This window comes from Frankia sp. AiPa1 (genome assembly GCF_023243075.1).
Taxonomy (GTDB): Bacteria; Actinomycetota; Actinomycetes; order Frankiales; family Frankiaceae; genus Frankia.
The window spans coordinates 98,301-112,168 of sequence record NZ_JALKFZ020000126.1 but is presented as its reverse complement, the minus strand read 5'-3'; the positions used below and the strand labels follow the sequence as shown (position 1 = coordinate 112,168).

The following is a 13,868-nucleotide window of genomic DNA, read 5'->3' as shown; positions in this document are numbered from 1 at the left end:
CAGATGTCCCTCGGGACAGACCGCGCTCACGGCGTCTTCGGGGTGACGGTCAGCGTGGACGACGCGTCGAGGTCCATCTCGTCGAGCTTCTCGACACTGTGGCGCGGGCGAACCTGGCCGGTCTGCGCATCGACGATCTCAACGACCTTTTCCAGCCGGCGCAGGGTCAGCTCGTCGCCGGCGGCGGCGGCGAGCTGAGCCGCCCGGCCGAGTGCGGTGACGGCGCTGTCCTCGTCCCCGGCCTGCCGGGCGCGGATCCCGTCCTGGATGGCGCGAGCCAGTTCCGCCTGCCCGGTGTAATGGGCGACGACCTCGTTGATCCGGGTGGACTCCACCGAATCGTCGGTCCAGATCACCTCGACCTTGGTGGTGGAGAGCGTCTGTTCGCCGTCGAGCAGGCTGATCCGGGCGGCCAGGCGTCGGCCGCCGACCGGGGCGGGCGGCACGTCGACACACACGTGGTAGTCCCGCGTCTCCGATCCCCACGCACCCGTCGGATAGTCCTGAACGAGGTCACTGACGGCGACGGCCCGGCCGGTCAGCTCGTCGATCTGCGGCGAGACCTGCCGGACGAACCGGATCCGGGCGCCCCGCGGGGCCCAGATCCGCAGGCGGACGTCCCGCACCCCGCGATCCATGACGGTCTGGATCACCGCCTGGAAGTCGGCGGCGATGTCCGCCGGTTGCCGCAACAGGGCGACGCTGCCCAGCAGAGCGGTGGCGATCAGCCGCAGCTCGTCGACCTTCCAGTCCGCGCCGACGCCCCGGGCGTCGCACTGGAAGACGCCCTCGCAGGCGGCCAGGGCCTCGGCGAGCGTGTCCGGGGGCTCGTTGTTCTGCCCGTCGGTGAGCAGCAGGGCGTGGTGGATGGCGTCGGGCGCGAGCAGCATCAGCGCGCGGGCCGCCCGCAGCCAGGCGCCGATCGCGGTGCCACCACCCGCCGCCAGCGTCCCGATCCTGGCCTTCGCCTCCTGCCGGGTGCGGTCGGAGACGATGGCGAGGCCCTCGTCCGGATAGATCATGCTCGCGCCGGAGGTGCCGCAGATCACGGCGAACCCGACACCATCACGCAGCGTGTCCACCGCGACCGCCGCCGCCCGCTGGGCTTCCGCCATCTTGCGGCCACCGGACATCGACCCGGAGCAGTCCAGCAGGATGACCTCCACCGCATCCGGCCCGCCTCCGGCCGCCCGCCCGGTACCAGCACCGGCAGGGTCCCCGGCGGCAGTACCGGCGGCCTCGCCGTGCGCGGGTCTGGCCGTGGCAGCCGGCCCGGCGCCGTCGACGTCGGCGGTGACGGTGACGGTGACCACCGCGTCGACCTGCGTGCCGTCCTCGGGCAGGTAGGGGTTCTGATGTACCTCGCAACGGAACGACACCATCAGGCTCTCCCGGGGATATCCATGACGACGACGGTGATGTTGTCCCGGCCGCCGGCGCGCAGGGCGGCGGCGACCAGGTGGCGGGCGGTCTCGGCCGCGGAGGCGTCACCGGGCAGCTCGGCGATCTGGGCGGCCAGCGCACCGGGCGACGACGCGTCGTTCCAGAGACCGTCCGTGCAGACCAGAACCCGGCCAGGGCCGACCGGGTGCGCGGTCCGGACGTGGGGGATGGGTTGGCGGCTGTTCAGGCCCAGCCAGGAGGTGATCGTATGGGCACCGGGTGCGGTCTCCGCCGCTTCGGGCGGGATGAGGCCCTCGCGCGCGGCGGCCGCCGCGACGGTGTCGTCAAAGGTCAGCAACTGGGGGCCGGTCTGGTCGAGCAGGTAGACCCGGCTGTCGCCGAGCCAGCCGACGGTCAGCACCCCGCCCGCGTACAGGGCCGCCGCGAATGTGCAGGACGGCTCGTCACCGGTGGATGCCGCCACAGCCTCGATCGCCGCCTGCCCGGCACCGGCCGCCGCGCGGATGGCGTCTCCCGCCGGGCCGGCAGCTCTCGCCAGCGACGCCAGCGCGGCGGCAGCCGCCGCCCGGGCGCCGGGGCCAGAGCCGACGGCCCGGGACACGCCGTCGCACACCACCGCGATCAGCGCACCGGCCGAGCCCTCGGACGCGGCCATCGCATCCTCGTTGGCCTGATGCACCAGGCCGCGGTCGGAGACTCCCGCGAGCGGGCCAAGGTCGAACTCGGTCCGCTCGGGCCGGCCGGATCCGGGTCGGCTGCGCTGAAGACCGCACGTCAGGCAGTACCCCTCGGCGTCGACCACGACGCCCTGGCACTGCGCGCATGGCTCTGGCCGCGACAGTGCCGCCCCCGGATCCGGACCAGGCTGGACAGCCGGTTCCGCGACCGCTGGATCCGCTGGATCCGCTGCATCCGCCGCATCGACCATGGCGGCCAAGCCGAGCGGCGTGACCGGGATGTGCAGGGCGTCGGTGTGCAGGGCGGCGCCGCAGGCCTCGCAGAAGCGGTCGGCCGCAAGCGCCTCCTCGCCGCAGGACGGGCAGGCCGACGACGCCCGGTCGGCAAGACCACCAGGGCCGCTCACACAAGCGTCCAGGGTCGGATCCGGTTGGCTTCCTGGACCAGGCGGTGGCGTTCGGCCTCGCTGCCCGCGAGGCGGGCCGCCTGCCGGTAGACCTGTTCCAGGCCAAGCCGCAGGTCGGGACCGCGCAGCGGCCGGCCGGCGATCGTGATGTCGTCGCCAGGCGCGAGCGGACCGGGTTCGATCAGGTCCACCGCGGCGGTGAGCAGCTCACGGGTCAGCTCGACCCGGCGAATCCCATCGAGGTCGAGCGTCTCCAGCACGCGCGCGGCCTCGGCCAGATCGTCCCGTGAGGGCGTGCCGGCGACGGTGGTCGTTCCCAGCAGACGGACGAGCGCCGCCCGGGCGTCCACGTAGGCGGCCGAGGCCGGCGCCACCCGCCGGTAGGCGGCAACCGCACCGACCCGGTCACCGACCGCCGCACGCACCCGGGCCAGGCCGAACGCGGCACTGGTAAAGGTGTCGTCCGTGCTGGACACGACGTTGTACAGGCGTTCGGCGGACGCCAGGTCGCCGTCGGCCTCGGCGGCGTGCGCCAACGCCAGTTTGGGCGCCAGCTCGCCCGGCGCCTGCGCGTACACCCGGTCGAAGAAGCCGCGGGCGGCGGCGGTGTCCCCTTCGGCAAGGTTGATCATGCCCCGGTAGTAGGCGGCGCGCCACTCCCACGGGTCGTCGGACTCGAGGGCGTCCAGCAGGTCCCGGGCCCGGCCGAACCGGCCGGCCTCCACCTGGGCCCGGATGAGCCGTAGCCGTACCTCGACCCCGTCGATCCCGGCCGCGGTCAGCAGCGGCTCGAGCTCCTCCGCGTTGACGGCGGGCAGCCGGGCGAGCGCGATCGCGGCCGGGTCGGAGTCATCGACGAGCAGCACCGGCAGGACGACCCACGGCGGGCCGGCGGGGGTGCCGTCGGCGGCGCGCCCGGTTGGATGGGCGTCGCCGGTGAACCGCCGGCTGGTCGACCGGAACGGTCGGCCGGCGACGTCCGCCCCGACCTCGCGTAGCACCCCCTCCAGCTCGTCGTGCATCTCCTCGGCGGAGACGAACCGGTCGTCCGGATGCACGGCGGTCGCCTTGACCAGGAAGCGGTACAGCGAGTCATAGCGGGCCAGCGCCGGATGGTCGGCGGCGGGCGGGATGCTGTGCCGGTAGGTGCTGGTGTTGCCGCGGAAGTCCAGCAGCAGCGCGGCCAGAGTACGACCCACCGTGTACAGGTCGGAGGCGAGGGACGGCCCGGTCTCCGACACCTCCGGGGCCTGATAGCCCTTGGTGCCGTAGACCGCGCCGCCCTGCTGGTCGAGGTGCCGGACGGCGCCGAGGTCGATCAGCTTGACCGTGTCCCGGCTGAGCATGACGTTGTCCGGTTTGAAGTCGCAGAAGACCAGGCCGGCGCGGTGCAGGTAGGTGAACGCGGGCAGGACGGCGAGGATGTACGAGATCGCCAGGTGCGCGGGCAGCGGGTCAGTTCGCCCCGCCGCGGCCCGGCGGTCCTTCAGCAGGTCGCGCAGGGACGTCCCGCCGACGTACTCCATGACGATGTAGCCCGTGCCGCCATGCTCGACGAAGGTGAAGATCTTGACGATGCCCGGATGGTCGACGGTGGCCAGAAAGCGCCGTTCGGCGATGGCGGCGGCACGCGCATCCGGGTCGCCCTCGTCGAGCAGGCCCTTGAGTACCACCCAGAAGTCGTCGGCCACCGAGCGGTCCCGGGCCAGGTAGATCCAACCCTGACCGCCGTGGGCCAGCGCGCCGGCGATCTCGTAGCCGCCGATGGTGTCACCGGCACGCAACGCCGGGACGAACGAGAACGGCGCCTGGCACTCGCCGCAGAACCCGACCGTGCGGCCCGGCCGGCCACCGCGAGCCCGCCCGACTGGATGGCCCCGCGGGCAGAACCGCCGGTGCTCGGGCACGCTGGGTGAGGTCAGCAGTCGCGCCGTCGGATCGGGAGCGGGTAGCTCCGGCACCTGGACGATTCCTGCGCCAAGGCCACGCCGTCGCCCACCGGAGGGCGTCGACGGACGCGAACGCACCGACCCGCCGGCCACACCCCGGCTGGACGATCTGGTCGGCCCCGCGCTGGCGGGCATCGCCTGGGGACTGATCGGCCGCCCGCCTCCGCCGATCGCGTTGGTGGTCGCGGGAATCGCGTTGATGGGTTCTGGACCGCCCGGACCGCCCGGCGCCGTCCCGTCGGAGGCGACGCCGCTGGCGGGGGGCGGGTAGGCCAGGCCCGTCTCGGTGCAGTAACCATCCTCGATGACGCCCGGGCAGCCCGGCTCCGGACAGGCGATCACTGTCATGACGTCGCGCCCCGCCCCTCGTTGTTCGCGCGGCACGCTCCGTTCAGCGCCGACGCGTAGTCGGTAACCCGGTCCTGGGCCAGGGTCAGATCCGTCGGCGCGGTGTACAGGACGTCGCGCGCGCCGGCGTAGCTCTGCTCGAGCGCCGGGTCCTCGGCCTGCCCGGTCGCGACCGCCTTCTGCCGCAGCGCTCCCAGTAGTCCGCGCAGCTCGTCGCGCCGCCGCAAGGGGAGTGTGTTCGCCTCGGCGACGTGCCGGGCCTGCGCCAGTGCCTGCTCGGCGACGGCGGTCCAGGCGGCGAGGCCGCGCACGGCGGCGAGGCGCCGCTGCGGTGGGCCGGCGGCAAGCCCGCGCAGCCGTTCCAGCCAGGGGCGCAGGCCGTGACCGGGATCGTCCAGCCAGCCCTCGGGCAGGCGCAGCAGCTCGCCCTCGGCGAGGCGGATGCGGCCCGCGGCCCGGCCGGCGTCCCGCTCGCCGTCCGCGGCGACGCCCACCACCGTGTCGAGCAGGGTGGCGGCATCGCGCAGCCCGTCGTCCAGGGTGTCGTAGGCCCTGACCAGCGGGTCGATGCTGGCCGCGGCGCGGTCGAGGGCCGCCCTGGCTTCGATCGGCTGCCGCGCCGCGAGGCCGAGCGGGTCCGCGGCGATGGCCGCCGATAGCGGCGCCAGCGCCGCGGCGGCCGCGCCGAGCTCCGCCAGCGGCGGGCTGCCGATCCGGGTGGCCTCGGCGACGAGCCGGGCCAGCAGTTCCTCGGCGCCGGCGAGGATCGCCAGATGAGCCTGGTGAGCGTTCACCACCGCGTCGAAGTCGGTGCGTACCCGAGCGACGGTTCTGGCAATCGCGGCCAGGCCCATCTCGTCCGACGCCCCGCTGCCCGGCGGAGGATCCTCTGGTTCGGGATGGGGCGGGCCCGGGTGGGCCGCGGCCTCGGCGGTGCGCAGCAGATCGGTGAGCTGCTCGCGTCGCCGTCCACCCCGCCGTGCCGCCGCGGTGTCCGCCCTGGTGAGCAGGTCGAACAGGGCCAGGTACCGGTCCCACAGCCAGGCCAGCCGGTCGAGCGCGACGGTGGCGCGGGCGGCGGTGGCCCCCGCGCAGTGGGCCGGGTCCAGCAACGACCGGCCCCGATGGGCGTCGAGCTCGATCAGCGTGGCGGCGAGCTCGGTCGATGCCGCGCGCAGGCGCGCGACGGACGCGTCCACGCCGGAGAGCCCTTCGGCGATCATCGCGATCGTCCCGGTGGCACCGTCATGTCAGTCTCGATACCTCGGCGTCGGCGGGGCGGGGACGGCGCCCAGTTCCCCCAGCCGATGGCGGTAGATCTGCGCCCAGGTCCCGTCGGCGAAGATCCGCGCGAGCACGCCATTGACGAACCGGGTGAAGTCGGGGTGCGCGAGGCTGATGGCGATCGCGTCCGGCTCCTCCTCCAGCGACGGTCCGACGATCCGCAGGTGTGGGTCCTGCGCGACCATGCCGGCGAGGACCGTGTCGTCGTTGGAGGCGGCCTCGACCCGGCCCTGCTGGAGGGCGACCAGACAGTCGGCGACGTTCGTCACCGGGTAGGGCTGCGGGTGGGCGGTGCCCTCACCCTGGGCGATCCGCGCGATCGTGGTCGTGCCGACCGCGGCACACACCTTCTTTCCGTCGAGGTCGGCGAGGCTGGTGATGCCCGACCCGGCCTGGACGAGCAGCCGTTGCCGCGCGTCGTAGTAGACGGAGGAGAAGTCGACCTGCGTCCGGCGCTGGCAGGTCACCGACATCGTCGCGACGACCAGGTCGACCGCGTCGTCGCGGACGACGTTGATCCGCTCCGCGTTCGTGATGGTGCGCAGCCGAACGTGACCGTCGGAGCCGAACAGCGCCCGACCGATCTCGTCCGCGATGTCGACGTCAAACCCCTCCGCCTGCCCGGACAGCACGTTGATCGACCCGAAGGGCGGGGAGTCCCCCAGCACCCCGACCCGTAGGTAGCCGCGACGGACGATCCGCGCCATGAACGAGCCGGACGGCATCGCTCCCGGCGTCGGCTGGGTCGCGGCCGGGCGCCAGCTCGCCCGCGGATCGGTGCAGCCCGCGACCGGGGCGGCCGAGGTGGGCGGCGCGGCTGAGGACGAGGCGGGCAGACTCAGCGGGCGCGCCTGCGCCGGCAGCCGGCTCGACACCGTCGAGCAGCCCGTGACCACAGCGGCGGCCACCGCCGCCGCCAGCACCACCACCAGAACCCTGCGCATCAGCGGTCCCGGTAGTGCGCGGTGGGCGGGGCGAGGGCCGGGCCGAGCACCTGGGTCAGGCCGTTGGCGGCATAGAGCCGGACCCAGCTCCCATCGGCCGCCATCCGGGCCAGTACCCCGTTGACGAACCTCGTCAGTTCCGGATGGTCGCGGCCGACCGCGATGGCCGTGGGCACGTCGAGGGACTTCGGCCCGGTGATCCTGGTCTGCGGGTCCTGCGCCGCCATCCCGGCCAGCACCGTGTCGTCGTTGACGACGCCCTCGACCGTGCCCTGCTGCAGGGCGACCAGACAGTCGGTGACATTGGCGACCGGGTAGGGAACGGGGTGGTTCGGGGTGTCGACGACCAGCTGCAGCGAGGTGGTTCCCACGGCGGCGCAGACTCGGCGTCCGCCGAGGTCGGCCAGCGAACGGTAGGGCGACGAGGCCCGCACGAGCACGTTCTTGGACGCCTGGTAGTACACTGCGGAGAAGTCCACCTGGGCCCGGCGGGCGCAGGTGACGGTGACCGTCGCCACCGACAGGTCGACCTCGCCGCGACGGACCACGTCGATGCGCTCGGCCGCGGTCACCGCCCGGAAGCGGACATGGCCGTCGGCGCCGAACAAGGCCCGGCCGATCTCCTTCGCCAGGTCGATCTCGAAGCCGGTGAACTCGCCGGTATCCACGTCGACGGACGCGAACGGCGGCGTGTCCGGCCGCACGGCGACCGTCAGATAGCCGCGGTCGAGGATGGGGCGCAGCGCCGCGGTGGCAGGGGCCGCGTCCGGCTGCCCGGTGTGCGGGCGCAGGCTCGCGGTCAGATCGCCGCAGTCGGCGGTGTGCCGGGACGACGGTGTTGGAATGGCCAGCGCCGGTTGCCGGGGCGGCGTCAGCGGTTCGGCCGCGGCGGGCATCTCACTGCGCACCGTCGGGTCCGTGAGCGCGAGGACCCCCATCGCGACCAGGACGACGGCGGGCACCCACCAGCGGGGCGTCATCGGAACTCGTCGATTCTCGTCTGGTACCCGGCGAGGACACCGACCGCGGCCAGCGCCAAGGCCACGCTCACCAGCACGGCCAGGCCGCCCAGCGCGTCGCCGGCGGAGGTGAGCCTGGCGTCGAACCGGTGCTGGCTGGTGGTGAGCGCGGTGTCGGCAGCGGTGTCGAACTGGCGGAAGGCCGTCGTCCCGTCACCAAGGGCAAGGCGCACGGCCTCCTGAAAGCCGCCGAGGGCGGAGGCTCCGGCGCGGATTTGTCCGGCCTTCGCCGCGTACGCCTGCCAGTACTCGGCGAGGTGCGCACGGGTTGTGGCATCGGGCCCGCCGAGCTGCTCGGCCGCGGGCAGCACCCCGGTGCCGGTCGGCCGGCCGGAGGCGTCATAGCCGAGCCGGGCGGTGGCGCGCACGGCGTCGTCGTCCTGGGCCGCGCCGTCGCCGTGGGCGATCAGGGACAGGCTGCTGTCGCCCCAGGCCCGCAGAGCCAGTACCCGGGCCTGCGCGACGACCGTCATCGGCACGAACCCGCCATCGCGTCCCTCGACCAGCCGGGAACGTTCCACCGAGAGCGCCGCGAGCGTCAGCCCGAGCGAGACGGCCGTCACGACCGTCGCCGCGACCAGCGGGACGTTCAGGTAGCGGTGGGTGCGCCGGGCCAGCGCCACCTGCGCGACGACCAGGCCGCCCAGGGCCGCGAGCCCGGTGATCGCGACCAGGGTGGGCTGCCACCAGCGCGTCGCCCGACCGTAGCTGTCGTCGACCCGGACCGCCTCCGCCGCCGCCAGCCGGTCCGCGGCGGGCAGGATGGTGGTCTGCATCAGGGTCGAGGCCTGCCGCAGGTAGGCGCCGCCCACCGCATACCCGAGGCGGTTGTCCGCCCGCGCCTGATCGACCAGTCCGGTGTACACCGGGATCTGCCCCGCGAGGGTCGTCAGTTCGCCCTGCACGGACGCGGGAACCCGGGCCCGGGCCAGTTGCAGGACCTGCGTCGAGGCCTGCGCGATGCTGCGCTGGTAGGCCTGGCGCTGGGCGACGGGTTCGACGCCGCCGGCCAGGAACGCGGCGGCCGCGCTGGCATCGGCCTCGGACAGGTCGGCGTGCACCCGCTGCGCCGCCACGAACGCCGGGCCCGAGGTGTCCCGGACGTCGGCGACCGCCCGCTGGCGGGCCACCGTGGTGATGAACGCCGCCAGCCACAGCAGCACGATCGCGGCCACCAGCCCGGTCGAGACCAGCCGCAACCGCCCCGGCGGGGTGGCTGCCCGCCGGCGCACCCAGCCGGCCAGCCCCCACCACCGCAGAAGGCGCCCTCGCGGCGCTGGCCGCCGCGCGGGAGCGGAGACCTCCGGCGCGTGTGGCCCGGCTTCGGCCGGCGACGGCGGCGCGGCGCTGGACGGCACCACTGTTACGGAAGCCACATTTGTGAGCGTAGGGCGACAGAGTCGCTGCGACCAGTATGAGTCAGCTTCACGACGTGCACCTGCGCTTCCCGTGACCTTTGCGCCCTTCATCCCGCGAGCGCAAGTGCGAGCGTCCGTCGTCGTCGTCCGTCGGTCGCGTGGATCGCAGGGTTACGAGGTTGCAGGGTTACGAGGGTTGCAGGGGGTTACGAGGGTTGCAGGGTTACCTGGGTGGAGTGGGGCAGGTCGACGGCGCAGGTGCCGGTCCGCAGCGTGAAGGCGCCCGGCTCGTACTGCCATCCGGCGGACCAGTGGGCCAGCAGACGGGTGGGGACGTCGATGGTCGCGAGGCCGGTGCCGCCGGCGGGCAGGCGGACCGGGGCGAAGCCGACCAGCCAGCGGGCCGGGCGTTCGACCGTGGAGTCCGCGCGTTCGGCGTAGATCTGGATCACCTGCTTGCCGGCGCGGCGGCCGTTGTTGCGGACCCCGACCCGGACCGGGATCACGCCTCCAGGAATCGCCGTCGTCGGCGCGTCGACCGACGTGACGGTGATGTCGGTGTAGCCGAGGCCGCTGCCGAACCAGAAGGCCGGCCGCACGGGCGCGGCGGCGGCAGGACGGCGCAGCCAGGCGCGGTAACCGACGTGGATGTCCTCGTCGTAGTGGAGCTCGTCGTCGGTCGGAGCGGTATTCAGGATGGGAGCGTCGTCCATGGTCGCGGGCCAGGTGGTGGGCAGTCGTCCGCCTGGCTCGGCGTGGCCGAGCAGCACGTCAGCGAGGGCGTGGCCCGTCTCCTGACCGCCGAAGTAGCTGACCAGGACGGCCGCGACCTGGTCTCGCCAGGGCAGCAGCACCGGGGCGCCGGCGTTCACCACGACGACGGTGCGGGAGTTCGCCGCGGCCACCGCGCGGACCAGGTCGTCCTGGCGGCCGGGAAGGGCGAGGGTGGTGCGGTCGAAGCCCTCGGACTCGACGGTCGCGTTGGTCCCGACCACGACCAGTGCGACGTCGGCGTCCGCCGCGGCCCGCGCGGCGGCGGCGATCAGGTCATCTTCGTCGACCGGCACCGGCTCGGTGCCGAGCTGGAATCTGAACACGGTGGCGGCGATGCCCTGCCGGCCGCGCAGAGAGTAGGTGAAGCGGAGATCGACGGGCACTCCGGCAGTCGTCTCGATCTCGGCGCTGGCCTTCGGCGGGGCCAGGAACGCCGCGACCAGATCGGCGCCGTCCTCGGGCAGTAGCAGGCATTCGAGCAGCGGTTGCCCGTCGACGTGCAGCGTGGCCGGGCCCAGCAGGGCGACGCCGATCCGGACGGCGCCTGAGCCGGTCGGCGTCCAGCGGGTGGTCAACTCGAAGGCGGCGGCGGCCGCGACCGGCGCGTCGCCGCCGAAATAGGTCAGGCTGCTCACCAGACGGTCCTCGGCGAGCAGCTCCTGGCCGTCCTCGTCCAGGAAGCGGGCCCGCAGGCCCGGCGCGCCGGTGGCGGGGTTGGTCAGCTCCCGCGGTGGCAGGTCGGCCAGGCCATGGTGGACGAGCGCCCCGAGGGCGTGGCTGACCTCGATGCCGGGCAGCGCGGCGCGCAGGCCGTCGAGCGGGGAGACGACGTGGGCGGGGATCACGGTGGCACTGCCGCCGCCCTGCGTCCGGGCCTGGACGGCGTTGTGGCCGATGACCGCGACCGAGCGCAGTGCCGCCGCGTCCCAGGGCAGCTCGCCGTGGTTGACCAGCAGCACGGTGCCCTCGGCCGCCGCCTCGCGGGCCAGCGCGACACCGTCCTCGACCCAGCTCGGCGCCACCGGCGGGTAGCCGTCGAGCGCGCCGACCCGCGCGGCGAGCGTCAGGATCCGCGCCACCTTGCGGTCGACCACCGCCTGCGGGATCTTCTCCGTACGCACGGCCTCGAGCAGGGCGTCACCCCAGGGGCCGTCCGGGCCGGGCATCACCAGGTCCTGCGCGGCGGCCGCGCTGTCCAGGGAACGCACGGCGGTCCAGTCGCTGACGACGACCCCGTCGAAGCCCCATTCGTCGTTCAACGGGCTTTCCAGCAGCGGATGCTCGGTCATCGTCACGCCGTTGACCGCGTTGTACGCGCTCATCACCAGCCAGGCGCGGGCCTCGACGACGGCCTGCTCGAACGCGAGCAGATACAGCTCGTGCAGCGCCCGGCCGCTGACCACGTTGTTCACGGTGAACCGGTCGGTCTCGGCGTCGTTGGCCACGTAGTGCTTGAGCGTGGCGCCGACGCCGTTGCCCTGCACCCCGCGGACATAGGCGGCGGCGAGACCGGCGGTGAGCACGGGATCCTCGCTGAAACATTCGAAATGCCGGCCCGCGAGAGGGGTGCGATGCAGGTTGATGGTCGGGCCGAGAATCACGTCGACACCCTTGCGGCGCGCCTCCACCGCGGCGGCGGCGCCGTAGCGGCGGGCGATGTCCGGGTCCCAGGTGGAGGACAGCGCGGTCGCGGACGGCAGGTTCAGTGAGGGATCACGCTCGTCCCACGCCCGGCCACGCACTCCCGACGGGCCGTCGGAGAGCACCATCGGACGCAGCCCGATGCCATCGATGGCCTGGGTGCTCCACAGATCACGACCAGTGAGCAGCCGCACCTTCTCCTCGAGCGTGAGCGCCGCCAGCGCCCCGGCCGCGTGCTGTTCCATGCCGGACACCGGTGTGGAATCGTCCATCAGGTTTCCTCGTCGAGTCCAGAGTGCGCGCGCTCCTGCTCGTGGATGGTGTCCCGGATGGGCGCGGGTGTCGAGTTCGATCTGACCGTGTCACCGGTGTACCTCAGCCCTCCGCCGGGCTCGCGATGTCATGACTGGTGGGGGCGTCGGCCGTGGTGGGCCGCGGGCGGGCGTCGAGGGCGCGGGAACGGATCTCCTCCAGGCTGGCCTCCAGCACCGTCCAGACGGCGGACAGGCTCTCGGCGATCTCGTCGTGTCCGCTGATCGTCTCGGTGGGAACCTGCCCGCCGTCATGCGAGGCGTCGGCGGGGATGGGAGCGGTCGGGGAGCCGGCGGCGGGGGAGGCGCTGGCGCGGTGGCCGGCGAGCGCGGCGAAGGCGAGGCGGGCCAGGCCCACCAGGCGTTGGTCGGTCGCCTCGACGACGACGGCGGACTCGGTCAGGCGCAGCGACATCCCGCGCCGGCCGGCCACCTCGGGCAGCTCGTCGGAGGTTCCGGACAGCGCGGCGTGCAGAAGCGCGTCGCGGGCGGCGCCGATGTCGAGGCCAAGGTCGGTGAGGGTGCGGGTCGCGACGCTGTCCGGGTCACTGAGCAGGGCCAGCATGAGATGGTGGGAACCGACCGGGTCGCCCCCGGCAAGATCGTCCGCACCCGAGATGCCGGCGTTCGCCGCCACGGTACGGCGCGGCTCGCCGGCCGAGGCGCCGGACCCGACCAGGTGGGCCTCCGCGCTGAGATCGGTCCAGGCGCTGAGATCGGTCCCGGCGCGTAGCCGGCGCCGGCGAGTACGGATGGGCGAGGGTATGCCGGCCGCCCGGTCGGCCGATGCGGCGGCGGTCAGCTGGAGCACCCGGGCCCGCAGCCGCTCGGTGTTCACCTGCCACCCGGCCAGCAGCGTCGCGGACAGTCCGCCCTCGACCGCCAGCATCCCGAGCAGAAGATGCTCGGTGCCGATGTAATCGTGGCGCAGGGCGAGTGCCTCCCGCAGCGACTTCTCCAGAGTCTTCTTGGCCCGCGGGGTGAACGGGATATGGCCGTTGCGCGGCTTCTTTCCCCTGCCGACCTCGGCGACGATCCGTGACCGGGTCATCTCCAGCGACAGCTTCACCTCGGCGAGGGCCTGGGCGGCGATGCCGTCCCCCTCGGCGAGCAGCCCGAGCAGGAGATGCTCGGTGCCGATGTAGTTGTGATCGAGGCCGCGGGCCTCCTCCTGGGCGAGGACGACGACCTGGCGGGCGGAGGTGGTGAATCGCTCGAACATGACAGCAGTGTCGATTCAGCCTCTAGCATGGTCAATACCATGCTAATAGTAGGGTCAGGAGGTCGCGTCGGAGTCGAACGTGGTCATGGACCGCAGGAGGTGGCTGTGAGCTGGGACGATCGTCTGGATCAGTGGGATGTCGAGCGGGACCTTGCCGCCCAGCTCGAGGATTCCGACTGGGTGACCCTCGAGGAGGCGTCCGCCCGCACCGGGGTGTCCCGGGCGGCGCTGCGGACCTGGTACCGCGACGACCTGATCCCATCCCGCCTGATCGACGGCCCGCACGGCCCGCAGCGACTGGTCCCGCTCGCGATGGTGGCGGCCCGGGCGCAGGAGTCCCCGCGGCTGCGTCGAAGCCTGGAGCGTCGCCTTGGCGAAGAGGCGCAGCTCGAGCTGCTCCGGCACCGTGTCGAGGAGCTCGAGGCCCGGATGGCGGCGCTGGAGAAACGCGGCGATCAGCCGACGTAGACGGAGAGCTCGGTGTGTGGGCACAGATGGGCGGGGCATCTCCACGAGTAGTCGCTCGATCG

The 13,868-nt window shown here is 73.4% G+C and carries 10 protein-coding genes; 1 reads left to right on the top strand and 9 read right to left on the bottom strand.

The features are described from left to right. Window positions 1-26 precede the first annotated feature (26 nt). The 9 genes from MXD95_RS12170 to MXD95_RS28505 all read right to left on the bottom strand — a co-directional run bounded on the left by MXD95_RS12170 (window position 27) and on the right by MXD95_RS28505 (window position 13,338). Window positions 27-1,382, bottom strand: a complete 1,356-nt coding sequence (locus MXD95_RS12170; RefSeq protein ID WP_250640694.1) for a vWA domain-containing protein — start codon at window positions 1,380-1,382, stop codon at window positions 27-29. Beyond that, a complete protein-coding gene (locus MXD95_RS28225; protein WP_250640693.1) occupies window positions 1,382-2,488 on the bottom strand; it encodes a PP2C family protein-serine/threonine phosphatase in 1,107 nt (368 codons plus the stop codon). Before MXD95_RS28225 ends, MXD95_RS12170 begins: the two co-directional genes overlap by 1 nt. Continuing rightward, window positions 2,485-4,785, bottom strand: coding sequence for a serine/threonine-protein kinase (locus MXD95_RS12160; protein ID WP_250640692.1), 2,301 nt, complete (start codon window positions 4,783-4,785; stop codon window positions 2,485-2,487). Before MXD95_RS12160 ends, MXD95_RS28225 begins: the two co-directional genes overlap by 4 nt. Next, on the bottom strand, window positions 4,782-6,008 hold the full coding sequence (locus MXD95_RS12155) for a hypothetical protein (protein WP_250640691.1): 1,227 nt from the start codon (window positions 6,006-6,008) through the stop codon (window positions 4,782-4,784). The genes MXD95_RS12160 and MXD95_RS12155 overlap by 4 nt, the downstream gene beginning before the upstream one ends. A 27-nt stretch (window positions 6,009-6,035) precedes the next feature. Continuing rightward, on the bottom strand, window positions 6,036-7,013 hold the full coding sequence (locus tag MXD95_RS12150; RefSeq protein WP_250640690.1) for a glutamate ABC transporter substrate-binding protein: 978 nt from the start codon (window positions 7,011-7,013) through the stop codon (window positions 6,036-6,038). Continuing rightward, the gene (locus MXD95_RS12145) at window positions 7,013-7,993 is read right to left on the bottom strand and encodes a glutamate ABC transporter substrate-binding protein (RefSeq protein WP_250640689.1); all 981 of its coding nucleotides are present in this window, start codon (window positions 7,991-7,993) and stop codon (window positions 7,013-7,015) included. Before MXD95_RS12145 ends, MXD95_RS12150 begins: the two co-directional genes overlap by 1 nt. Further along, complete coding sequence (locus MXD95_RS12140; protein WP_250640688.1) at window positions 7,990-9,408, bottom strand: GlnX family signal transduction membrane protein; 1,419 nt, start codon at window positions 9,406-9,408, stop codon at window positions 7,990-7,992. The genes MXD95_RS12145 and MXD95_RS12140 overlap by 4 nt, the downstream gene beginning before the upstream one ends. A gap of 188 nt (window positions 9,409-9,596) precedes the next feature. Continuing rightward, window positions 9,597-12,077, bottom strand: coding sequence for a beta-glucosidase family protein (locus tag MXD95_RS12135; RefSeq protein ID WP_250640687.1), 2,481 nt, complete (start codon window positions 12,075-12,077; stop codon window positions 9,597-9,599). Between the two features lie 103 nt (window positions 12,078-12,180). Further along, a complete protein-coding gene (locus MXD95_RS28505) occupies window positions 12,181-13,338 on the bottom strand; it encodes a Clp protease N-terminal domain-containing protein (protein ID WP_285223608.1) in 1,158 nt (385 codons plus the stop codon). Window positions 13,339-13,443: 105 nt separating this feature from the next. Here MXD95_RS28505 and MXD95_RS12125 point away from each other — a divergent pair, with 105 nt between their 5' ends. After that, the gene (locus MXD95_RS12125) at window positions 13,444-13,806 is read left to right on the top strand and encodes an excisionase (RefSeq protein ID WP_250640686.1); all 363 of its coding nucleotides are present in this window, start codon (window positions 13,444-13,446) and stop codon (window positions 13,804-13,806) included. Window positions 13,807-13,868: the final 62 nt, after the last annotated feature.

Bases quoted from the DNA above. Each gene is read 5' to 3' on its own strand.
- MXD95_RS12145 (WP_250640689.1), bottom strand. From the start codon at position 7,993: ATGACGCCCCGCTGGTGGGTGCCCGCCGTCGTCCTGGTCGCGATGGGG.
- MXD95_RS12150 (WP_250640690.1), bottom strand. From the start codon at position 7,013: ATGCGCAGGGTTCTGGTGGTGGTGCTGGCGGCGGCGGTGGCCGCCGCT.
- MXD95_RS12170 (WP_250640694.1), bottom strand. From the start codon at position 1,382: ATGGTGTCGTTCCGTTGCGAGGTACATCAGAACCCCTACCTGCCCGAG.
- MXD95_RS12135 (WP_250640687.1), bottom strand. From the start codon at position 12,077: ATGGACGATTCCACACCGGTGTCCGGCATGGAACAGCACGCGGCCGGG.
- MXD95_RS12155 (WP_250640691.1), bottom strand. From the start codon at position 6,008: ATGATCGCCGAAGGGCTCTCCGGCGTGGACGCGTCCGTCGCGCGCCTG.
- MXD95_RS28505 (WP_285223608.1), bottom strand. From the start codon at position 13,338: ATGTTCGAGCGATTCACCACCTCCGCCCGCCAGGTCGTCGTCCTCGCC.
- MXD95_RS12160 (WP_250640692.1), bottom strand. From the start codon at position 4,785: ATGACAGTGATCGCCTGTCCGGAGCCGGGCTGCCCGGGCGTCATCGAG.